General features: G+C 38.5%; 19 protein-coding genes. All 19 read left to right on the forward strand.

Translation table 11 applies throughout. The features are described 5' to 3' along the window. The first annotated feature begins 25 nt into the window (after positions 1–25). Positions 26–3,565, forward strand: a complete 3,540-nt coding sequence (mfd, locus tag ACRX5O_RS22605) for a transcription-repair coupling factor (RefSeq protein WP_433908016.1) — start codon at positions 26–28, stop codon at positions 3,563–3,565. Positions 3,566–3,798: 233 nt separating this feature from the next. Continuing rightward, on the forward strand, positions 3,799–4,335 hold the full coding sequence (gene spoVT / locus ACRX5O_RS22610; RefSeq protein ID WP_160548451.1) for a stage V sporulation protein T: 537 nt from the start codon (positions 3,799–3,801) through the stop codon (positions 4,333–4,335). A 248-nt stretch (positions 4,336–4,583) separates the two neighbouring features. Next, a complete protein-coding gene (locus ACRX5O_RS22615; protein WP_433908017.1) occupies positions 4,584–6,194 on the forward strand; it encodes a putative polysaccharide biosynthesis protein in 1,611 nt (536 codons plus the stop codon). Further along, positions 6,194–7,663, forward strand: coding sequence for a bifunctional methyltransferase/pyrophosphohydrolase YabN (gene yabN, locus ACRX5O_RS22620; RefSeq protein ID WP_433908018.1), 1,470 nt, complete (start codon positions 6,194–6,196; stop codon positions 7,661–7,663). The genes ACRX5O_RS22615 and yabN overlap by 1 nt, the downstream gene beginning before the upstream one ends. Positions 7,664–7,676: 13 nt before the next feature. Continuing rightward, positions 7,677–7,946, forward strand: coding sequence for an RNA-binding S4 domain-containing protein (locus ACRX5O_RS22625; protein WP_119706218.1), 270 nt, complete (start codon positions 7,677–7,679; stop codon positions 7,944–7,946). Positions 7,947–8,051: 105 nt separating this feature from the next. Then, the gene (yabP, locus tag ACRX5O_RS22630; protein ID WP_433908019.1) at positions 8,052–8,357 is read left to right on the forward strand and encodes a sporulation protein YabP; all 306 of its coding nucleotides are present in this window, start codon (positions 8,052–8,054) and stop codon (positions 8,355–8,357) included. Then, positions 8,354–8,986 carry a spore cortex biosynthesis protein YabQ gene (gene yabQ / locus ACRX5O_RS22635; RefSeq protein ID WP_433908020.1) on the forward strand — a complete coding sequence of 211 codons (633 nt, stop codon included), beginning with the start codon at positions 8,354–8,356 and terminating at the stop codon, positions 8,984–8,986. Before yabP ends, yabQ begins: the two co-directional genes overlap by 4 nt. Positions 8,987–9,001: 15 nt before the next feature. Next, entirely contained in the window at positions 9,002–9,391 is a 390-nt protein-coding gene (locus tag ACRX5O_RS22640) for an FtsB family cell division protein (protein ID WP_433908021.1), read from the forward strand. A gap of 95 nt (positions 9,392–9,486) precedes the next feature. Next, positions 9,487–9,975, forward strand: a complete 489-nt coding sequence (locus tag ACRX5O_RS22645) for a S1 domain-containing RNA-binding protein (RefSeq protein ID WP_119706222.1) — start codon at positions 9,487–9,489, stop codon at positions 9,973–9,975. Positions 9,976–10,311: 336 nt separating this feature from the next. Beyond that, on the forward strand, positions 10,312–12,786 hold the full coding sequence (gene spoIIE, locus ACRX5O_RS22650) for a stage II sporulation protein E (protein WP_433908022.1): 2,475 nt from the start codon (positions 10,312–10,314) through the stop codon (positions 12,784–12,786). Positions 12,787–12,813: 27 nt separating this feature from the next. Then, entirely contained in the window at positions 12,814–13,614 is an 801-nt protein-coding gene (locus ACRX5O_RS22655; protein WP_391560488.1) for a vWA domain-containing protein, read from the forward strand. After that, positions 13,583–14,602, forward strand: a complete 1,020-nt coding sequence (gene prkT / locus ACRX5O_RS22660) for a serine/threonine protein kinase PrkT (protein ID WP_433908023.1) — start codon at positions 13,583–13,585, stop codon at positions 14,600–14,602. Before ACRX5O_RS22655 ends, prkT begins: the two co-directional genes overlap by 32 nt. Before the next feature lie 88 nt (positions 14,603–14,690). Then, positions 14,691–16,085, forward strand: coding sequence for a tRNA lysidine(34) synthetase TilS (gene tilS / locus ACRX5O_RS22665; RefSeq protein ID WP_433908024.1), 1,395 nt, complete (start codon positions 14,691–14,693; stop codon positions 16,083–16,085). Positions 16,086–16,109: 24 nt separating this feature from the next. Next, positions 16,110–16,661 (forward strand): hypoxanthine phosphoribosyltransferase, encoded by a 552-nt coding sequence (gene hpt, locus ACRX5O_RS22670; RefSeq protein WP_066059203.1) that lies wholly within the window; start codon positions 16,110–16,112, stop codon positions 16,659–16,661. Positions 16,662–16,777: 116 nt separating this feature from the next. Beyond that, positions 16,778–18,757 carry an ATP-dependent zinc metalloprotease FtsH gene (gene ftsH, locus ACRX5O_RS22675; protein ID WP_433908025.1) on the forward strand — a complete coding sequence of 660 codons (1,980 nt, stop codon included), beginning with the start codon at positions 16,778–16,780 and terminating at the stop codon, positions 18,755–18,757. 122 nt (positions 18,758–18,879) lie between these two features. Continuing rightward, the gene (locus tag ACRX5O_RS22680; RefSeq protein WP_433908026.1) at positions 18,880–19,656 is read left to right on the forward strand and encodes a type III pantothenate kinase; all 777 of its coding nucleotides are present in this window, start codon (positions 18,880–18,882) and stop codon (positions 19,654–19,656) included. A 35-nt stretch (positions 19,657–19,691) separates the two neighbouring features. Then, entirely contained in the window at positions 19,692–20,573 is an 882-nt protein-coding gene (gene hslO / locus ACRX5O_RS22685; RefSeq protein ID WP_433908027.1) for an Hsp33 family molecular chaperone HslO, read from the forward strand. Positions 20,574–20,591: 18 nt separating this feature from the next. Then, positions 20,592–21,464 carry a peptidyl-prolyl cis-trans isomerase gene (locus ACRX5O_RS22690; RefSeq protein WP_433908028.1) on the forward strand — a complete coding sequence of 291 codons (873 nt, stop codon included), beginning with the start codon at positions 20,592–20,594 and terminating at the stop codon, positions 21,462–21,464. Positions 21,465–21,595: 131 nt separating this feature from the next. Then, positions 21,596–22,522 (forward strand): cysteine synthase A, encoded by a 927-nt coding sequence (gene cysK / locus ACRX5O_RS22695; protein WP_119706232.1) that lies wholly within the window; start codon positions 21,596–21,598, stop codon positions 22,520–22,522. Positions 22,523–22,611: the final 89 nt, after the last annotated feature.

The following is a 22,611-nucleotide window of genomic DNA, read 5'->3' on the forward strand; positions in this document are numbered from 1 at the left end:
TGTAGGTATTGGGAGGAGGGTATATATGTTAGCAATTAAGCAACTTTTCAGTGAACTAGATGATACAAAATCCGTCCTTTCTGGAATTGAAGAAGGAATTACTGAACAGCTGATTGCGGGGCTATCTGGTTCTGCAAGAACAGTATTTTTGGCTTCTATATATGAGCGTATGAGAAAGCCAATGCTTATCGTTACTCATAATCTGTTACAAGCTCAAAAGCTATACGATGATTTAATCCAATTGGTTGAGGTAGATGAGGTCTTCCTATATCCAGCTAATGAACTAATAGCAGCCGAGATGAGTATTGCTAGTCCAGAATTAAAGGCCCAGAGAATAGAGGCTTTGAATTATTTAAGCAGCAATGCAGGTGGAATTATTATTGCTCCTATTGCTGGAGTTAGAAAATATCTTCCGCCACTAGAGCTTTGGAAATCCAAACAATATACGATTTCCCTAGGGCAGGATATTGAGCTAGGTGAGCTCAGTCTTCAGCTTGTGAAAATGGGATATGCAAGGTCTGAAATGGTTGCAGCACCTGGTGAGTTTAGTGTACGTGGGGGAATTTTAGATATTTATCCGCTTACGGAAGCGGACCCGATACGGGTAGAGTTTTTTGATACAGAAGTGGATTCTATTCGCACGTTTTCGTTGGAAGATCAACGCTCAAAGGATAAGTTGTCTACTGTTTTTATTGGACCAGCAACGGAATCTCCACTAGATGATTCCCATTTTCCAATAATTGCTCAACGGCTTGAAGAGCATCTAGCAAAGAGTTTGAAAAAGTTGAAGGATGAGAAAGTAAAAACCTTACTGTCTCAGAATATAAGCTACGAAATTGAACAACTAAAGAATGGTCAAAGACCAGAGCAGTTATTTAAGTATTTATCATTCGCCTATGAAAAGTCTAACAGTCTATTAGACTATTTGCCGAAAAACGGTCTTATTTTTGTAGATGAAATTAGTAGAGTTCAGGAAATGAGCGATTCTTTGGATAAAGAGGAAGCAGAATGGTATACAAGCCTTCTAGGGGAAGGAAAGATTGTTCATGATATTCCTGTGTCTCACCATCTGAATGGAATGCTACAAAAATCTAAAAAATCAATTGTATATATGTCACTTTTCCTAAGGCATGTTCCCAATACGAATCCTCAAAACATTATTAATGTCACTTGTAAGCAAATGCAGAATTTCCATGGACAGATGAATGTGTTAAAAGGGGAAATTGAGCGTTGGAAAAAAGGGAAGTACTCCGTCATTTTTTTAGGAGAAGATAGTGAGAAAAGTAAGAAACTAGAAAGAGTATTAGAAGACTATGAAATTGAAGCAGTTGTTGCGGGCCGAAAGCAGGATATTTTAAAAGGAAAAGTCCAAATCATGCAAGGTGGGTTACAAACAGGCTTCGAGTTACCTATACAGAAAATTGTTGTTATAACAGAGGAAGAACTTTTTAATAAACGTTCGAAGAAAACAACAAGAAGACAAAAGTTATCAAATGCTGAGAGAATAAAGAGTTACTCAGAATTAAAAGTGGGCGACTATGTCGTTCACGTGAATCATGGGATAGGGAAGTATCTTGGTATAGAAACGCTCGTCATAAACGGAGTGCATAAGGATTATTTACACATTCGCTATCAAGGAACCGATAAGTTATATGTTCCTGTAGAGCAAATTGATTTGGTTCAAAAATATGTGGGATCTGAAGGCAAGGAGCCGAAAATATATAAGCTTGGTGGGAATGACTGGAAACGTGTTAAAACGAAGGTTCAGTCATCTGTTCAAGATATTGCTGATGATCTTATTAAGCTTTATGCAGAAAGAGAAGCTTCTGTCGGCTATGCCTTCAGTCCTGATGGAGATATGCAGAGAGAGTTTGAATCAGCATTTCCATATCAAGAGACAGAGGATCAATTGCGTTCTATCCAGGAAATTAAAAAAGATATGGAAAGAGAACGTCCGATGGATCGACTGCTGTGTGGGGATGTGGGTTACGGAAAAACAGAGGTTGCCATTCGTGCTGCATTTAAAGCAATTGCAGATGGTAAGCAGGTTGCTTTGCTCGTCCCAACTACGATCTTAGCTCAGCAGCACTATGAGACCATGAGGGAGCGTTTTCAAGATTATCCAATCAATATTGGTCTATTAAGTCGTTTTAGAAGCAGAAAGCAGCAGAATGAGACCATTAATGGTCTAAAGACAGGTACGGTAGATGTGGTGGTAGGAACTCATCGAATTCTTTCTAAAGACATTACGTATCGCGATTTAGGACTGTTGATTATTGATGAAGAACAGCGTTTTGGAGTAACACATAAGGAAAAGATTAAGCAGTTAAAAACAAATGTCGATGTGCTCACGTTAACGGCTACTCCAATACCGAGAACTCTTCATATGTCGATGCTCGGAGTAAGGGATCTATCGGTAATTGAGACTCCCCCAGAGAACCGTTTCCCGGTTCAGACCTATGTGATGGAGTATAACGGTGGATTGGTAAAAGAAGCGATTGAAAGGGAGTTAGCACGCGGTGGGCAAGTCTATTTCCTTTACAATCGTGTGGAGGATATTGAAAGAAAAGCAGAAGAAATCAGCGCGCTTGTTCCGGATGCACGTGTGACGTACGCACATGGGAAAATGACGGAGAATGAGCTTGAGTCTGTTATGCTTGGGTTTTTAGAAGGAGAATCGGATGTACTTGTTAGTACGACCATCATTGAAACGGGTGTAGATATTCCTAATGTAAATACATTGATTGTATTCGATGCTGATCGTATGGGACTTTCTCAGTTGTATCAGTTAAGAGGACGTGTTGGACGATCGAATCGAGTGGCATACGCGTACTTTACCTATAGAAAAGATAAGGTATTAACAGAAGTTGCAGAAAAAAGACTTCAGGCCATTAAAGAATTTACGGAGCTTGGGTCTGGTTTCAAAATTGCAATGCGTGACTTATCTATTCGTGGAGCTGGAAATCTATTAGGTGCAGAGCAGCATGGATTTATTGATTCTGTCGGATTTGATCTATACTCTCAAATGCTTAAGGAAGCATTAGAGGAAAGAAAAGTAGGTATTGATAAAGAGGTTGTTATTAAGCCTGTTGAAATCGATGTGGAAGTAGATGCATATATACCAGACACCTACATTCGTGATGGAAATCAAAAAATTGAAATGTATAAACGGTTCCGTGGACTATTAACTCTTGAAGATGTACAAGAGCTTCAAGAGGAGATGATTGATCGGTTCGGTGAATTCCCTGATGAAGTTGCTTACTTGTTCCAATTATCCGAATTAAAGGTATATGCAAGAATGGCTGGTGTAGAGATAATTAAGCAAAGTAAAAATGAAATTAACATCATTGTCTCTGAAGAGGATAGTTCTCAAATAGATGGTCAAAAAATATTTGAGGTGAGCAGTCAGTTTGGCCGTATGGTTGGACTTGGAATGGACGGTAGTAAATTAAAGATGGTTCTTCATATTAAGGGAGTTGGGTTAAATCAGTGGCTAGACGCTGCTTTCAAGATGATGAAAGGTCTTCATAATGCAAGGAAGGATCTAGGAAGTATTGTCTCTTAAGAGATAGATACTAGCATAGTAAAATGTTTAATTGGAATGGTAAGGGGTATGTAAAAGTAAATTGGTTTATTTATCCATTGTTGTCAATTTTAACATTTTAGAGAAAAAACTATGTAAGTGTATAGAACTTTCCATATGAAAGATACTAAGTTCAAACAATGGCAATCATTTCACAACGTAGAGAGATGGATGCCAAACGTTTAAATCATCAGATGAAAGTGAGGCAACGTTGGATGAAAGCAACTGGTATTGTTCGTCGAATCGATGATTTGGGTCGTGTCGTCATTCCTAAGGAAATCCGCAGAACTCTTCGAATTCGTGAGGGAGACCCGTTAGAGATTTTCGTTGACCGCGATGGAGAGGTGATCTTAAAGAAGTATTCTCCAATCAGCGAGTTAAGTGACTTTGCAAAGGAATATGCAGAGGCTCTATACGATAGCCTAGGAAATCCAATCTTAATTTGTGACAGAGATGCTTACATAGCTGTTGCGGGTAGCTCAAAGAAGGACTATTTAAATAAGAATATTAGTGATCTTGTTGAAAAAACAATGGAAGACAGAACGTCGGTCATTATTACACAACAGGGTGAAGTCGCATTAATCGATGGAATTGAAGAAACCATTTCTTCATACACCGTGGGTCCAATTATTGCAAACGGAGACCCTATCGGTGCTGTCATCATCTTCTCGAAAGAATCCACTATCGGTGAAGTAGAGCGTAAAGCTGTAGAAACAGCCGCTGGATTCCTTGCAAGACAAATGGAGTCTTAAGAAAAGCGGAAGTGCCTTGCTCAGCCCCGACAAGCATAAGACGAATCACGCAGGAAGGCCAGCCTTCTGGAGGGATTTGGCTTATGACCTCGAGGGGCTAGGCGCTGTAGCTGGACAAAGAAAAGCGGAAGAACTTTTTGCTTCAAACAAGAAGAGGTAGCAATCAGCTACCTCTTTTTCCGTCTTATCATGTATGCATGTCTCCGATGTGCTATAATAACTCCGAATTACATAAATTGGGGGTGAGGGTGATTAAACCCCATAGAGAGTCACATACCATACTAAAGGGAACCTTACTTCTTACTGTTTCTGCACTTATTATTAAAGTGCTAAGTGCGTTTTATCGAATTCCCTTCCAAAACCTAGTTGGGGATGTTGGATTTTATATCTATCAACAAGCCTATCCCTTCTACGGAATGGCATTGGTGTTATGTACATACGGTTTTCCTGTTATTATATCTAAACTTTATATCGAAAAAATGAGCGTAAAAGACGTTCAAGGAGCAAAGAAGCTAATTGTAACCTCCTCTTTTCTTTTATCTTTGATTGGAGTCATCCTATTTGTAGCTTTATTTTACGGTGCTCCTTATATAGCCTCTTTTATGCAGGACCCACATATTGCACTTCTTTTAAAGGCAATTTCTTTTATCTTTCTTTTATTCCCAGTTCTATCCATTTTGAGAGGGGTTTTCCAGGGAAGTGGTGATATGAAGCCAACGGCAATATCACAAGTAAGTGAACAATTTATACGAGTCAGCACCATTTTAATGGTTGCCTTCTACTTGAGGAACGAAGACCTTTATACAGTAGGAGCAGGAGCAATGTTCGGTTCCATTGTCGGAGGACTAGTCGCCGTTTCCGTATTACTTTTCTATTTTAAAAAAAGGCAAAAGTATCTCCCAGTGTTTTTCCAAAAGACATCCATTCCATCATGGTCTGAAGCAAAGGGAATAATAAAATTACTTTGCATTCAAGGATTTGCTATTAGTGTAAGTAGTATGCTTCTCTTATTTATTCAACTGGCAGATTCTCTAAACCTGTATTCATTATTATTAAAAATGATGACAAACGAACATGCTGCAAAGGAAGTTAAGGGAATATATGATCGAGGAGTTCCTCTTATTCAACTTGGAACGGTAGTGGCTACATCGATGTCCTTATCGCTTGTACCAATCATCTCTAGTGAAAAAGTGAAAAAGAATATTTCGGTGCTACATGATAGAATTCGTTTGTCTTTGCTTATTAGTATAATGGTTGGATTAGGAGCAAGTATTGGGCTTCTTTCCATTATTGAGCCAACCAATATCTTTTTATTTCAAAATAGCGAAGGGTCATCCATTCTTGCTATGCAAAGCATCATCATTCTTTTAAGTTCACTTATTATCACCTTATGTGCTGTACTTCAAGGACTCGGGCAAATCGTATTTCCTGCGATAACGATTGTTCTTGGATGTTTGTTAAAATACTTATTTAATATGTATTTCGTGCCCCTATTTGGAGCTTATGGTGCGGTCTTTGCTTCCGTCTTATCACTTGTTATCATCAGCATCCTTTTGTTTATTGTTCTACTAACAAGGGTAAAGGGAGAGATTATAAAAGGGAAAGAGTTGATAAAGGTTGCAGCGGCTGCTTTAATCATGTTTTTGGTATTAAAAGGGTACCACTGGCTTATTGATCATTTCCTGAATGAACCGAGTCGATTTGAGGCTGGTTTAGAAGCGATGGTTGGTGTCATATTAGGTGGACTAAGCTACTTAATTGTTATATTAAGATTATATACATTTAAAGAGAGTGAATTGAGTTTATTGCCTCTTGGAAGCAAACTAATACAATTACTCCCGAAAAAAAATAGGAGTTGATGAATTTGAATAAAATCCAAATCGTTGGTCTTGGTGCAGGTGATATGGATCAGCTGCCACTTGGCATATATAAAATTTTAAAACAAAGTGAGAGAGTGTATCTTCGAACGAAAGAACATCCTGTAGTGGACGAGTTAGTTAGAGAGGAAGATTTTCAGTTTACTTCATATGATCATATATACGAAGCAAAAGATACATTTAATGAGGTATATGAATCTATATGTGATGATCTTATCTCAAAAGCCAATGTGGGGTCACTAGTGTATGCTGTTCCTGGACACCCATTGGTTGCCGAACGTACGGTTCAAATCCTGTTAGAAAGATCAAATGAGCTACAGGTAGAGATTGAGGTTATAGGAGGTCAAAGTTTTTTAGATCCCTTGTTTCAGGCAGTAAAAATCGACCCAATTGAGGGATTCCAACTATTAGATGGGACAAATCTGAAACGTGATGATATTCATATGAGTCAGCATCTGATTATTGGGCAGGTATATGACACTTTTATTGCCTCAGAAGTGAAACTAACACTAATGGAAAAATACCCTTTTGACTATGATGTGGTCATTGTAACAGCAGCAGGTACATCCAAAGAATTGGTCAAAAAGGTTCCGTTGCATGAACTTGACCGTGAAGTGACATTAAATAATTTAACCTCAGTATATGTACCACCTGTTCAAAAAGAAGAGTTATCTTATAAAGAGTTTTCTAAGCTTCGAAATATTATTGCTGAACTTCGTGGACCAAATGGCTGTCCTTGGGACAAAAAGCAAACACACCAATCCTTAAAAAAGTATCTTATTGAAGAGTCGTATGAGTTAATTGAAGCAATAGATGAAGAAGATATTGACCACATGATTGAAGAACTAGGAGACGTACTACTTCAAGTGTTGCTACATGCTCAAATTGGAGAGGATGAAGGATATTTCTCTATTGATGAAGTAATTGAGGGGATATCGGCTAAGATGGTTAGGAGGCATCCGCATGTATTTGGTAATGTTACCGCTGAAACGGCTGAAGATGTGTTGAAAAATTGGCAAGAGATTAAAGTGGAAGAAAAAGGGGAACAAAAAGTTTCTATTCTTGATGGTGTAGGTACACATTTACCTAACTTAATACGTGCTTATGAACTGCAAAAAAAGGCGGCAAAAGTTGGCTTTGATTGGGAAAATGTATTACAAGCATGGGAAAAGGTAAAAGAGGAACTAATAGAGTTTGAGGAAGAACTCGCCAAGGAGACGCATACAGAGGACTTACAGAAGGAATTGGGAGATATCTTGTTCGCTCTGGTCAATATTGCTCGGTTCTTACAAATTCAGCCTGAAGAGGCTTTATTTCAAACAAATCAAAAATTCTTGCGGCGCTTTGCCTTTATAGAGGCTAAGGTACTTGCTAGTGGGAAAAGCTTTGATGCATTTACGTTAGAAGAGCTTGATCAGTTCTGGAATGAGGCAAAAAAAGAAGAACGATGAGGAGGAGTTTTATATGAGATTAGATAAATTTTTAAAAGTCTCACGTCTAATTAAGAGAAGAACACTTGCGAAAGAGGTTAGTGACCAAGGGAGAATTACGATAAATGGCCAACAGGCAAAAGCGAGCTCAACCGTAAAAGTGGGAGATGAGCTGGCTGTCCGATTTGGACAAAAAATCGTAACGGTAAAAATTGAAAAGCTTCAAGAAACTTCTCGAAAAGAGGAAGCGGCAGATATGTATAGTCTTGTTAAGGAAGAGAAGGTTGAAGAAGCCGTTGAATAGCTAGCCAGAAGAGGAATCGTATACTTATGTTTCTGTTCTAATTGAATCATCCCCTTCATACATATGTACAAAAGGTTGTACAAAGTGATTGTGAGGGATGAGAGAATGAGCCAATACTATGACACAAATACTTCAAAGGGATCTACGTTACCAGATCATGATGTCATCATGAGGGGGCGTAGACTTTTAGACATCACAGGTGTGAAACAAGTTGAAAGTTTTGATAATGAAGAGTTTCTGCTTGAAACCGTAATGGGCTTTCTTGCTATTAAGGGTCAGAATCTGCAGATGAAAAACCTAGATGTTGATAAAGGGATTGTATCAATTAAAGGAAAAGTTTTTGATCTTGTGTATTTAGATGATCAGCATGGGGAGAAGGCTAAAGGTTTCTTTAGCAAGCTATTCCGATGACGCTTACCACTCAATTTTTAACAATGATTTCCATGGCCGCCATGGGAAGCTATCTAGGTGCTGCAATTGATACGTATAATCGTTTCTTATTTCGATCAAAAAGAAAGTCTTGGCTTGTATTTTTAAACGACATATTTTTTTGGATTCTACAGGGATTGATTTTTTTCTACGTTTTATTTGTTATTAACCAAGGTGAATTAAGGTTTTATATTTTCTTGGCCATTCTCTGTGGGTTTGCTGCTTACCAAAGTCTCTTAAAGCGTGGGTACGCAAGAGTTTTAGAGATTATCATAACCATGATAATCTCTATTTATCGGTACGCTGTTAAAATATTTCTTATGCTTATTTATAGGCCAATTGTCTCTCTCTTGCTAGGTTGTGTAAGTCTAGTTACGATTATAGGAAAGGGACTTTTCGTGCTTGTAAAGTGGACAATCCAGGTCATTTGGACGATAATTAAGATTATATTTACCCCTGTCAAATGGCTCTTGATATTATTTTGGAATTTATTGCCGAAACATATTAAAAAAACCGTCGAGAAGTTATATAATAAGTTAGCAGGATATTATCAGGGAATAAAGAATACCATTAATAACGTTCTTTCTAGATGGAGAAAGGACAAAGAGTAAGGAGGGAACGCCGAGGTGAGTGTTGTCAGAAAACGCAATGTAACAAAAATACCGTCACAATACGTGGAGCATCAGGAAATGGCAGTGATTCAAAATGCAAGAAAAAGAACTCTGCTTATGAGAAGGCTAACCGCTTTTATTGTAATCGTAGGATTAGCAGCATACTTTATTGTATCTACACTCCTAAGGCAATCCGCGACTCTAGAGGCAATGAAGGAAGAAAAGCAAAAGGCGGACCAGGAACTAGTCGCCTTAAAAAAGGATGAAACCATCCTTAAAGAGGAAATCATTAAGCTAAATGATGAAGAATATATCGCTAAATTAGCAAGAAAGGATTTCTTTCTTTCCAATAGTAACGAGATAATTTTCAACCTCCCAGAGGAAAAAAATGACAAGGAAAAATGAACCGGTAACTCGGCTTATTGACACGCTTTTTTTCCTTTCTGTATAATATATATAAAGTATGATTTTTTATATTCTTAAGGAGGAACATTCTTTTTATGTCAATCGAAGTAGGCAGCAAGTTACAAGGAAAGGTAACAGGCATTACTAATTTTGGAGCTTTTGTAGAGCTACCGGAAGGATCAACAGGTCTTGTTCACATTAGTGAAGTTGCAGATAATTATGTTAAAGACATTAACGACCATCTAAAAGTTGGTGACCAAGTTGAAGTAAAAGTTATCAATGTTGAGAAAGATGGAAAGATCGGTTTATCAATTAAAAAAGCTGTAGATCGACCTGAGAGACCTGAGAGACCTGAACGTAGCTCTCGTCCAGAAAGATCGGAAAGACCACCATATCGTGGTGGCGGAAATGATTCAAGAGGAGCAGGACGTCCGCGTCAAGGGAAAGCAAATGATAGAATGCCTGCTAAAGAGAACTTTGAGTCTAAAATGGCTCGTTTCTTAAAAGATAGTGAAGATCGACTGTCTTCTCTTAAGCGTAATACAGAATCTAAGCGCGGTGGAAGAGGAGCTAGAAGAGGGTAACTTGCTGCTTATACATTAATAAATATGAAGGCAAGCCGAAAAATGGCTTGCCTTTTTGTATGGATTTCATCATTTTCTATAAAAATGACTATTTTTATTCCTTTAATTTCTACAAAAACCCCTTTCTTTTTGGAAGGGGTTTTTGCTTCCGAAGTTATGAATATAGTTCCGAATGCGATGAAATTTATAGAATCTTGTCACGTTATTGAATAAGTTTTGAATTAATCCAAGAATTACGTCGAAGAAAAATTGGAATATGTTGAGTAATTATGACAAAATTTTGAACTTATGTTTTTTATAATGCTTGCAACGAAACAAAAATGGGGTGTAAAAATTATGGAAAAGGTAGAAAGGAATATTATTGATCCTGTCGGTGAAGTTAATTTTAATAAACATAAGATCGAGTTCGGAAATATGTTGGACAAGCTACAAGCAAAATTAGAGACGTTTTTCGTAAAGAAAGGAATTCTTCTACTACTCATCGGATTTTTGCTTGGACGAGCCCTTATATTGTCTAAACTAACGCCTTTTGCCCTTCCTTTTTTTGCGGCTGTCTATTTCGTGAAAAAGGACAAAGCTCCTCTTGCTTTAATCGGACTAGTAGCTGGTGCAGCAACCCTTTCAATTGTGAATTCCGCATTTGCATTTTGCACAGCTTTTCTCTTTTTATTTGCCTTTCGACTAACAAAAAGATGGCTAAAAACAGAAGTTCGTGCAATCCCCTTTTATGTATTCTTCACTTTGGGTATTGGTGAGATTGGAAAAAGCTATCTAACAACAGGCAATGTATCACTTTACGATGGAATGATGGCAGGGGTTGAGGCCAGCCTTGGCTTCATACTCACCCTAATTTTCCTTCAGAGTATCCCTCTTCTTTCAATAAGTAAAAGAAGACAAACTTTAAAAACCGAAGAAATCGTTTGTCTTATTATTATGCTGGCATCTATTATGACAGGAACCATTGGTTGGTCATTGTATGATTTATCTATTGAACATATTATGTCAAGGTATTTAGTATTGGTATTCTCCTTTGTTGCAGGGGCAACCGTAGGTTCTACTGTCGGAGTTGTGACGGGATTAATATTCAGTCTGGCAAACATTACTAGTTTCTATCATATGAGTTTACTAGCCTTTTCGGGGCTGTTAGGAGGGCTTTTAAAAGAAGGGAAAAAAGTAGGGGTAGCCGTTGGGCTATTAATAGCAACTTTATTGATTGGTATGTACGGAGAGGGTGGTGGCTCTCTTTACAAAACCGTCTTAGAAACATCTGCTGCGATTCTATTGTTTTTCCTGACGCCTCAAGCACTAACATCTAAACTAGCCAAGCATATCCCTGGAACACCTGAGTATTCTGCTGAGCAACAGCAGTATATGAGAAAAATGAGGGATGTAACTGCACAAAGAGTGGAACAATTCTCTTCTGTCTTTCAAGCTCTGTCAGACAGTTTTTCATCATTAGATGAAAGTGGAGAAATAGACAAAGATAGAGAACTTGACTTTTTCCTTGGAAACGTAACAGAAAAGACCTGTCAAACTTGCTTTAAAAAGGAAAATTGCTGGTCCAGAAACTTTAATACAACTTATGAATATATGAAGGATATTATGGATGAAATGGATCAAAACTCTGGTGTTGTGCCATTGAAGCTTTCACGAGACTGGGAGAAACATTGCACAAAGTCCAAAAAGGTAGTTGATGCGATTCAACAGGAGCTAACCTTCTATCAAGCGAATCAAAAGCTGAAGAAACAAGTGCAGGAAAGTAGAAGGCTTGTAGCTGACCAACTTCTGGGTGTTTCAACAGTAATGGGGAACTTTGCAAAGGAAATTCAAAGGGAAAGAGATAATCATTATAAGCAAGAAGAGCTTATTCTTGAAGCATTACGAGAGTATGGTGTTCATATTGAACATGTGGAGATCTACAGCCTTGAACAAGGAAATGTGGATATAGATATAACCATTCCATATTGCAATGGACATGGAGAGTGTGAAAAGCTCATAGCACCTATGCTTTCAGACATATTAGGGGAAAACATCGTTGTAAATGCAGAAGAGTGTGCTTCCTATCCAAATGGCTATTGTCATGTAACGTTCCGTTCGGCGAAGGCTTTTACAATTGACACAGGGGTTGCCCATGCGGCAAAAGATGGGGGCTTTGTATCAGGTGATAGTTATTCAACTATTGAGCTTGGTGGTGGTAAGCATGCTGTTGCCATTAGCGATGGAATGGGAAATGGGCAAAGAGCCCATATCGAAAGCCAGGAAACTCTTCAACTTCTACAGAAAATTCTACAATCAGGGATAGAGGAGAAGGTGGCCATTAAGTCAGTCAATTCCGTCTTATCTCTGCGTACAACGGATGAAATTTTCTCTACCTTAGATTTAGCAATGATTGATCTTCAAAATGCCGCAGTAAGATTCTTGAAAATTGGTTCAACACCAAGTTTTATTAAGAGAGGTAATGCGGTTATTAAAGTCCAAGCCAGTAATCTTCCGATGGGGATTATTCAGGAGTTTGATGTGGATGTGGTAAGTGAACAGTTAAAGGCTGGTGATCTCCTTATCATGATGAGTGATGGAGTGTTTGAAGGGCCTAAGCATGTAGAGAACTACGAACTATGGATGAAACGAAAAATCGGAGAGTTAGTAACAGATGATCCACAAGAGGTGGCGGATTTAATTATGGAAGAGGTGATTCGTTCTCGTTCAGGGTATATTGAGGATGATATGACAGTCGTTGTTTCAAAGATTAAACATAATACTCCGAAGTGGTCTTCTATACCGATTAATAAATATCGACAAAAAGCAAACTAGTTATTTTATACAGTAAAGAGAAAATATATGTATATTTCCTCTCCAACTAGTCGAAAATGTTATCAACATTTAGACGTGGAGGGGAATCGAATGAAAGCTGGCACATTAAAACAAATTCTTTTGATAACAGATGGATGCTCAAACCAAGGAGAGGACCCAATTGCTGTTTCAGCTCTAGCAAAAGAACAAGGGATCACTGTGAATGTTATAGGAGTGATGGAACAGGATGTTATTGATGATCAAGGATTAAGAGAAATTGAGAATATCGCATTATCTGGTGGGGGAGTAAGCCAAGTAGTCTATGCACAGCAGCTTTCTCAAACCGTACAAATGGTTACAAGAAAGGCAATGACACAAACACTTCAAGGAGTGGTGAACAAGGAACTACAGCAAATCCTAGGTGGTTCACAGACTGTAGAGGACTTACCTCCTGAAAAACGAGGCGAAGTAATGGAGGTTGTCGATGAGCTTGGAGAAAAGGTGGAGCTAGAAGTGTTGATTCTTGTCGACACAAGCGCAAGTATGAAACATAAGCTTCCAACTGTTAAAGAGGCTTTATTAGACCTATCGTTAAGCCTTAATGCTAGGTCAGGTGACAATCATTTTTCCGTTTTTGTATTTCCCGGGAAAAAGAATGATGTCGAAAAATTGCTAGACTGGACCCCGAGGTTAGAATCATTAACTAGTATTTTCTCAAAACTTACAACAGGAGGAATTACCCCTACTGGTCCAGCGCTTCGTGAAGCACTGTCATCCTTTAAGAAAAAACGTTCGTTAAGGAGCCTACTTTCTCGTGATGATGAACAATACTTTGAAGAATCTGTCTAATATAGCAGCAGGAACAATTGTTGAAGGGAAATGGCATAAGAATAGATATGTAATTGTCAAGGAACTTGGGTACGGAGCAAATGGAATTGTTTATCTTGCTCAGTACTTAAATCAGTATGTAGCATTAAAGTTGAGTCATAATGGCATGTCGATTACTTCTGAGGTCAATGTCCTCAAATCCTTTGCGAAGGTCCAAGGGTCAACCCTAGGGCCTTCTTTGGTTGATGTGGATGATTGGATAAGGCCATCAGGAAAGGTATCCTTTTATGCAATGGAATATATTAAAGGACCAGATTTTTTAACGTTTATACAACAAAAGGGGTCAGTATGGATTGAAGTTCTCGTGCTACAGTTACTCTCCGATCTCCATTTATTGCATATCAGTGGGTGGACTTTTGGTGACTTAAAGCCAGAAAATTTAATCGTTACAGGACCACCATCGAAAATTCGTTGTATTGATGTTGGAGGTACAACCATTCAAGGTAGAGCAATCAAGGAATTCACTGAGTTTTATGATAGGGGCTATTGGGGACTTGGTTCAAGGAAAGCAGATCCAGCTTACGATTTGTTTGCAGTTGCCATGATTATGATTAATACAGCTTACCCCAAACGGTTCCAGAAAACTTCAGGTGGTCTTAATCAGCTACAGATGATGATTAGACAAAAGTCTGAATTACTAAAATTTGAGCAAGTGATTATTCATGCACTAAAAGGGAAATACCAAACAGCTATGGACATGAGAAAAGCATTGATTGAAGGCAATCATGCTCCTGCTCAGCCCAATACATCGAAGGCTTCAAATGTACAATCACAAAAGCAACGCTCCAAACCAGCTGTGCAGCAGCAAAGAAGTCAGGTGCAAAATCGAACTGGTCAAAGTCGTCAAACTGTTGTAAAAAGGAAAAAGAAAAGGCATGCGCTAGAAACAATGCTTATTGTAACGACATTGTCCTTTCTTTATTTCCTTTATATATATGGACAGTTATAAAAAAATGATAAATAAATCCCTTAGTTTTTGAAGGAATGTATAGAACATGGTAAGCTAATGATAAGACAATGAAGTAAGGAAGAATCTCATGCTTGAACAAAAAGTAGAAGCTTTTCTAACTCGAAAACAAATAAACTTAAAGGGAGCTAGCATTTTAGTAGGTGTATCGGGAGGCCCAGATTCCCTCGCACTTCTACATTTCCTATGGAGACGTAAGGAGCGGTACCAACTAAAACTTTTTGTTGCACATGTCGATCATATGTTTAGAGGAGGTGAGTCCGAGCGTGAAGCAAGGTTTGTTCAGTCCTTTTGTGAAGAAAGGAACATTCCTATAACTGTTCGTTCTATAAATGTACCATTGTACATAGAAGAAACAGGGTTAAGCTCCCAGGTAGCTGCTAGAGAATGCAGATACTCTTTTTTTCAAGAAACGATGAGAAGGGAAAACCTTCGCTATTTGATGCTCGGACATCACGGGGATGACCAAATGGAAACGGTTATTATGAGGTTAACAAGAGGAAGTTCAGGAAAAGCTAGAGTCGGTATCCCTTTTTCAAGACCATTTGATAGAGGGACACTTCTAAGACCTTTTCTTTGCGTCTCTAAACAAGAAATAGAAGAATACTGCCAAAGGAATATGCTAGATCCAAGAAGAGACCCTAGTAATGACAGTGACAAATATAGTAGAAATCGATTTCGCCACACCATCCTGCCTTTTTTGAAAGCTGAGAACCCTAGGGTACATGAGCATTTTCAAAGGTTTAGTGAGGAAATGGAAGAAACAGAACGATTTTTGGAGGACCTGGCAAACCAGCAATTAACAAAGGTCATGAAATTTCAAAGTGACGAAAAAATTGTTGTTGACATTCAAACACTATGCTCAATGCCAATGCCTTTACAAAGAAGAGTGATTAAACTAATATTAAACTATCTTTATAAGCATCAACCAGCTTCCCTTTCTGCTGTTCATATTGAACAGATCTTTTCTCTTATCAACAATCCTCAGCCCTCCGGTGTGATTGATTTACCTGAAAAATTAAAGGTAAATCGTTCGTATGGAGAGTTGCAATTGCAATTTCAACATTCCCTACCAAAGGATGTATCCTTTGAGATTGAATTAACGGTTGGAAAAACATTATTACCAACAGGGGATTTCATTACTTGGGAATATGTTGATAAAGAAATAGAATATACTAACATTAATCAGCTTCTACTTCCTTTAACCTACAGTAATCTTCCGCTGAAGGTCAGAACAAGGAGAGAGGGAGACCGAATGAGAGTGAAAGGGATGAAAGGAACAAAAAAGATTAAAGATATTTTTATTGATCTGAAGCTACCCATTATTGAGAGAAATAGGTGGCCTATTGTTACAGACTCAAATGATCATATCATTTGGATTCCCGGAATAAAGAAATCAGATACATCTTTTTTCGTTCAAGCTGATGAAAAGAAATACATACTTTTACAATATAACAAGCAATGATCTTCTAGGGGGCACAAGCAAATCATGATGAAAAATGACATTGAAAAAGTTTTATTTTCTGAAGAAGAAATTCAGGAGAAAATCAAGGAGTTGGGGGCAAAACTATCACAAGATTATAGTGATAAGTTTCCTTTAGCAATAGGCGTACTTAAGGGTGCGATGCCTTTTATGGCAGATCTTTTAAAACGAATGGATACATACCTTGAAATGGATTTTATGGATGTGTCAAGTTACGGAAATTCAACAGTCTCTTCTGGTGAAGTGAAAATTTTGAAGGATTTAGATACTTCAGTAGAGGGTAGAGATATATTAATAATCGAAGACATCATTGATAGTGGGTTAACACTTAGCTATCTTGTTGAGCTTTTCCGTTACCGCAAAGCAAAGTCAATTAATATTGTCACTTTATTAGATAAACCAACTGGTCGTAAGGCTGATATAGCGGCAGATTATGTTGGATTTATCGTTCCTGATGAGTTTGTTGTAGGTTATGGTCTCGATTATGCAGAGAAATACCGTAATTTACCTTATATTGGGGTATTGAAGCCGGAAGTTTACACAACAAATAACGAGTAAGCGTACGACAAAAGAATTAGTATAGTATGCATATTACATAGGCATATTCATATACTGGAACAATTTTCTATGTTACTATTTACTATAGTTTGTTTACCCGTGGGAGGAGGTAAGGGATGAATCGGATTTTTCGTAATACCATCTTTTATTTATTAATTTTTCTAGTGATTATTGGTGTGGTTAGCTTTTTTAATGGTAATAATGAACCAACCGAAAATATATCTTATAGTAAATTCGTAGATCATCTTGAGGCTAAGCAGGTGGAATCCATCTCAGTACAGCCAGAAAGAGGAGTTTATGAAGTTCGTGGGACACTTGAAGGTGCTGAAGAAGGAAAATCATTTATTACTTACGTATGGAACAGTGAAAGTCTATTACAAAAGATTGAGCAGGCAGACCCTACTGTGGATGTGCTTCCTGCGAAGGAAACAAGTGGTTGGGTAACTTTCTTTACTTCTATTATTCCGTTTGTCATTATCTTTATTTTGTTCTTCTTCCTTTTGAATCAGGCACAAGGCGGTGGAAGCCGTGTCATGAATTTTGGAAAGAGCAAGGCGAAGCTTTACAATGACGACAAGAAGAAGGTTCGTTTCAAAGATGTAGCTGGTGCTGATGAAGAGAAGCAAGAGCTCGTTGAAGTCGTTGAATTTTTAAAGGATCCTCGTAAATTTGCAGAATTAGGTGCGCGTATACCAAAAGGGGTACTTTTGGTAGGACCTCCAGGTACCGGTAAAACACTATTAGCCCGTGCGGCCGCTGGTGAAGCTGGTGTACCGTTCTTCTCAATCAGTGGATCTGACTTTGTTGAGATGTTTGTTGGGGTAGGGGCATCGCGTGTACGTGACTTATTCGAAAATGCAAAGAAGAATGCACCTTGTATTATCTTTATTGACGAAATTGATGCAGTTGGACGTCAGCGTGGTGCCGGTCTTGGCGGTGGACACGATGAGCGTGAACAAACGCTAAATCAATTGCTTGTAGAGATGGATGGGTTCGGTGCGAACGAAGGAATCATTATTGTTGCTGCAACAAACCGTCCGGATATTCTAGACCCTGCCTTGCTTCGTCCTGGACGTTTTGACCGTCAAATTACTGTTGATCGTCCGGATGTTAAAGGCCGTGAAGCGGTATTAAAAGTACATGCACGAAACAAACCGCTTGATGAATCAGTAAACTTAAAAGCTATTGCAGCTCGTACTCCAGGGTTTTCTGGAGCAGATCTTGAAAACTTATTGAATGAAGCAGCATTAGTTGCAGCTCGACGAAGTAAGAAAAAAGTTGATATGACAGATATTGATGAAGCGACAGACCGTGTCATTGCGGGACCTGCGAAAAAGAGCCGCGTCATATCTAAGAAAGAACGCAATATTGTTGCTTTCCATGAAGCAGGCCATACAGTTATTGGTGTGGTGTTAGAGGAAGCAGAAATGGTGCATAAGGTAACGATTGTCCCTCGTGGGCAAGCAGGTGGTTATGCGGTAATGCTTCCAAAAGAAGATCGTTACTTCATGACAAAACCTGAGTTGCTTGATAAAATTGTTGGCTTACTTGGAGGACGTGTTGCTGAGGAAATCGTCTTCGGTGAAGTGAGTACAGGAGCACATAATGACTTCCAACGTGCAACAGGCATTGCTCGCCGAATGGTTACGGAATTCGGAATGAGTGATAAGTTAGGTCCATTACAATTTGGTCAAACTTCTGGTGGTCAAGTGTTCTTAGGGCGAGACATTCATAATGAACAAAACTATTCAGATAAGATTGCGTATGAAATCGATTTAGAGATCCAAACCATTATTAAAGAGTGTTACGCTAAAGCGAAAAAGGTTCTTACTGAAAATCGAGATAAACTTGATTTGATAGCAAATACACTTCTTGAAGTAGAAACTCTAGATGCTGAGCAAATTAAGCACCTAGTTGAAAAAGGAACACTTCCTGATCGACCATCTAGTGATGAAGGTGTAACTACAAATCCTACAACATCAGTGGTAGATGATGTGAAAGTGAACATCGGTGGTAAGAAGGAAGAAGAATCGTCATTAGATGAGCCATCTTCAAATGAAAGTACACTACCTGATTTAAGAAGTAAAAAAGAATAATAAATCTTAAGAGGTACTCTTTTACTGAGTGCCTCTTTTCTATGCTTGCGTTGGATAGTTATGGTATGATGTTGGCAGAATGAAACTAAAGGTTAAGAAATTTTAATAAAGTGGTGAGACGTTTGATATTTGTATTTGACGTGGGTAATACCAATATTGTGTTAGGTGTATATGATCGTGAGGAATTAAAACATCATTGGAGAATAGAAACAAACCGTTCAAAAACAGAAGATGAATTTGGAATGATTATTAAGAATCTGTTTACTCATGCCAATCTTTCTTTTTCCGATATAGACGGAATCATTATCTCTTCCGTTGTACCGCCCATCATGTTCTCTTTAGAGCGTATGTGCCAGAAGTATTTCCATATAAAGCCCTTAGTTGTAGGGCCAGGAATCAAAACCGGGTTAAATATAAAGTATGAAAACCCAAGAGAAGTCGGAGCAGACCGAATTGTTAATGCTGTAGCTGCTATCCATGAGTATGGAAGTCCGTTGATCATCGTTGATTTTGGTACGGCAACAACTTATTGTTACATAGATGAACATAAGCAATACATGGGAGGAGCCATTGCTCCTGGTATTAATATTTCAACAGAAGCTCTATACACTAGGGCTGCTAAGCTGCCGAGGATAGAAATTGCTCGTCCAGAAGGGGTTGTGGGGAAGAATACGGTTGCTGCCATGCAAGCGGGGATTCTTTATGGCTATGTAGGCCAGGTTGAAGGAATTGTCAAACGCATGAAGGATCAAAGTAAAGAAAAGCCTACTGTTATTGCTACAGGGGGATTATCAAACCTTATTGCACAAGAATCTAATATTATTGACATTGTTGATCCATTTTTAACATTAAAGGGCCTTCAGATAATTTATAAAAGAAATTTGGAAACGATAAAGTAAGATAACAGCTTTGTATGACTGAAAGGGGTAAACAAATGAGTGACTATTTAATAAAAGCTCTTGCCTATGATGGGCAAGTTCGTGCCTACGCGACTAGGAGTACAGAAACAGTAGGAGAGGCACAAAGACGTCATTATACATGGCCGACTGCATCAGCTGCCTTAGGAAGATCTATGACTGCTGGTGTTATGATGGGGGCTATGTTAAAAGGTGAAGAAAAAATCACTATCAGGATAAATGGTGGGGGTCCACTTGGTCCAATTTTAATTGATACAAATGCAAAAGGGGAAGTCCGCGGATATGTAACCAATCCTCAAACTCATTTTGATTTGAATGAACATGGAAAGCTGGATGTTCGAAGAGCAGTTGGAACAGATGGTTTTTTATCGGTTGTTAAAGATATTGGGCTACGTGAGAACTTTACAGGTCAAGTGCCTCTTATCTCAGGAGAACTGGGTGAGGACTTTACTTATTACTTTGTCACTTCAGAACAAGTTCCTTCATCTGTGGGAGTGGGTGTCTTAGTAAATCCAGATAATAGTATTCTCGCTGCAGGTGGATTTATTATTCAGTTGATGCCAGGAGCCGAAGATAAAACCATTACGGATATAGAAAATCGCTTAAAAACCATTGAACCCATCTCTAAGATGATTGAAAAGGGCCTCACTCCTGAACAAATATTAAATGAGCTACTAGGTAAAGAAAACGTAAAAATCCTCGAAACATTACCTGTTACTTTCTCATGTACATGTTCAAAGGAGAAATTCTCTAATGGAATCATCTCTTTAGGTAAAGAGGAAATAGAAGATATGATTGTCACAGATGGTCAAGCTGAAGCACAATGCCACTTCTGTAATGAAAAATATCAATTTACGAAAGAAGAATTAGAGAGCTTAAAGGAACAGGCGAAATCTTAATAAAAACCTGGGGGAGAAATGGTGGATAAAAGGTATTTAAAGTCTTTAGTTGTCGGCCTTCTCTTGCTTAATTGTGCAACCATTATTTTTTTCTTATCACGGGATAACGGCGGTAGTAAAGAGGTAGTGGCAACGATAGGGAATGAGACAATAACTAGACAGGAATGGCTTGGGGAAATGGAAGAGCGTTATGGCCGCGATGTATTAAGTGAGATGATTGATCAAAAAGCAATCGCTCAATTAGCTAATAAATATGATATCTCAATTTCAAAAAAAGCAGTAGATAGAGAGCTTCTCCTAGTGAAAACCATGTACGGTTCAGGATCTAATGAGAACATAGATGAAGAAAAGTGGAGACAGCAAATTCAATATAGTATCATGCTTGATGAGCTTCTGACAAAAGATGTGGTAGTGGAAGAAGAGGATCTAAAAAAGTTTTATGAGGAAAATTCTAGCCTGTACGAAATTCCGACCGCTTACCACCTTTCTCATATCATTGTAGAGACGGAAGAAGAAGCAAAAAAGGCAATAGAGGAACTTGAACAGGGTACAAGTTTTGAGGCTTTAGCAATGGAACGCTCCATTGATGAATTTAGTGCAAATCAAGGGGGCGATATTGGTTATGTTAGTGAAGAAATGGATCAGTATGCCCGCGACTACTTAGCAGCTGTCAAGAAGTTGAAGGAAAACGAGTGGACAGGTCCGATACAAACGGATAATGGTTTTTCCATTGTTATGCTCCACGATCAAATAAAAGGAAGAACGTTCGAGTATAAGGATGTGAAAGACAGCATTCGAAGACAAATAGCCTTAGAACAAATGGATGTAACCGCAACGGCGCGTGACTTTTGGGAGGAGGCCAAGGTTGATTGGTTTTACGAACAGAACTAGGATAGTTCATTAGAACGATTTTTTACTTGAAATATCAGTAGAGTTTTGTGTAAAAAGATTGACACTTGGCAAATTTATGATATAAATTAAATTAAACCAATAAAATTAGTCGGAATAAGGAGTGGTTGTTGATGGTACGTGTAGCAAACTCTATTTCAGAACTAGTCGGACAAACGCCGATTGTAAAGCTTAATCGCCTTGTAGAAGAAGGTAGCGCAGATGTATATTTAAAGCTTGAATATATGAATCCAGGGAGCTCAGTAAAAGACCGTATTGCTCTTGCAATGATTGAGTCAGCTGAAGAGAGTGGAGAACTTAAAGCTGGAGATACGATTGTTGAGCCAACAAGTGGTAACACGGGAATTGGTCTTGCTATGGTTGCTGCGGCAAAAGGGTACAGAGCTATTCTAGTTATGCCTGAAACGATGAGTATGGAAAGACGTAACCTACTTCGTGCATACGGAGCAGAGCTTGTTTTAACACCTGGTCCAGAAGGAATGGGCGGAGCTATTCGTAAAGCGGAAGAACTTGCAAAAGAAAATGGCTACTTTATGCCCCAACAATTTAAAAACGTATCTAACCCTGAAGTTCACAGAAGAACGACAGGTAAGGAAATTGTTGAGCAAATGAGTGAAGGTCTTGATGCATTCGTTGCAGGGATCGGAACAGGTGGAACGATTACAGGTGCTGGTCAAGTTCTTAAGCAAAATTTTGACAATGTTAAAATTTATGCGGTTGAACCGGTTGATTCACCTGTATTGTCTGGTGGTAAGCCAGGTCCACACAAAATTCAAGGAATCGGTGCAGGTTTTGTTCCTGATATTCTAGATACAAAGGTCTACGACGAAGTTATTCAAATCTCTAATGACCAAGCTTTCGAATATGCACGTCGTGCAGCGAAGGAAGAAGGAATTCTTGGAGGAATCTCTTCTGGGGCAGCTATATGTGCTGCATTGAAGGTAGCAAAAGAGCTTGGAGCAGGTAAGAAAGTACTGGCAATTATTCCAAGTAATGGAGAACGTTACCTAAGTACTCCATTATATCAATTCGAAGATTAATCAAATCTAAGCAACAGTCCCTAGGGCTGTTGTTTTTATTTATGCACATAGTAAAATAAGAAAATGGAACTTTTATTTTCACTTTTTAA

The organism is Robertmurraya mesotrionivorans (assembly GCF_050971805.1).
Taxonomy (GTDB): domain Bacteria; phylum Bacillota; class Bacilli; order Bacillales; family Cytobacillaceae; genus Robertmurraya_A.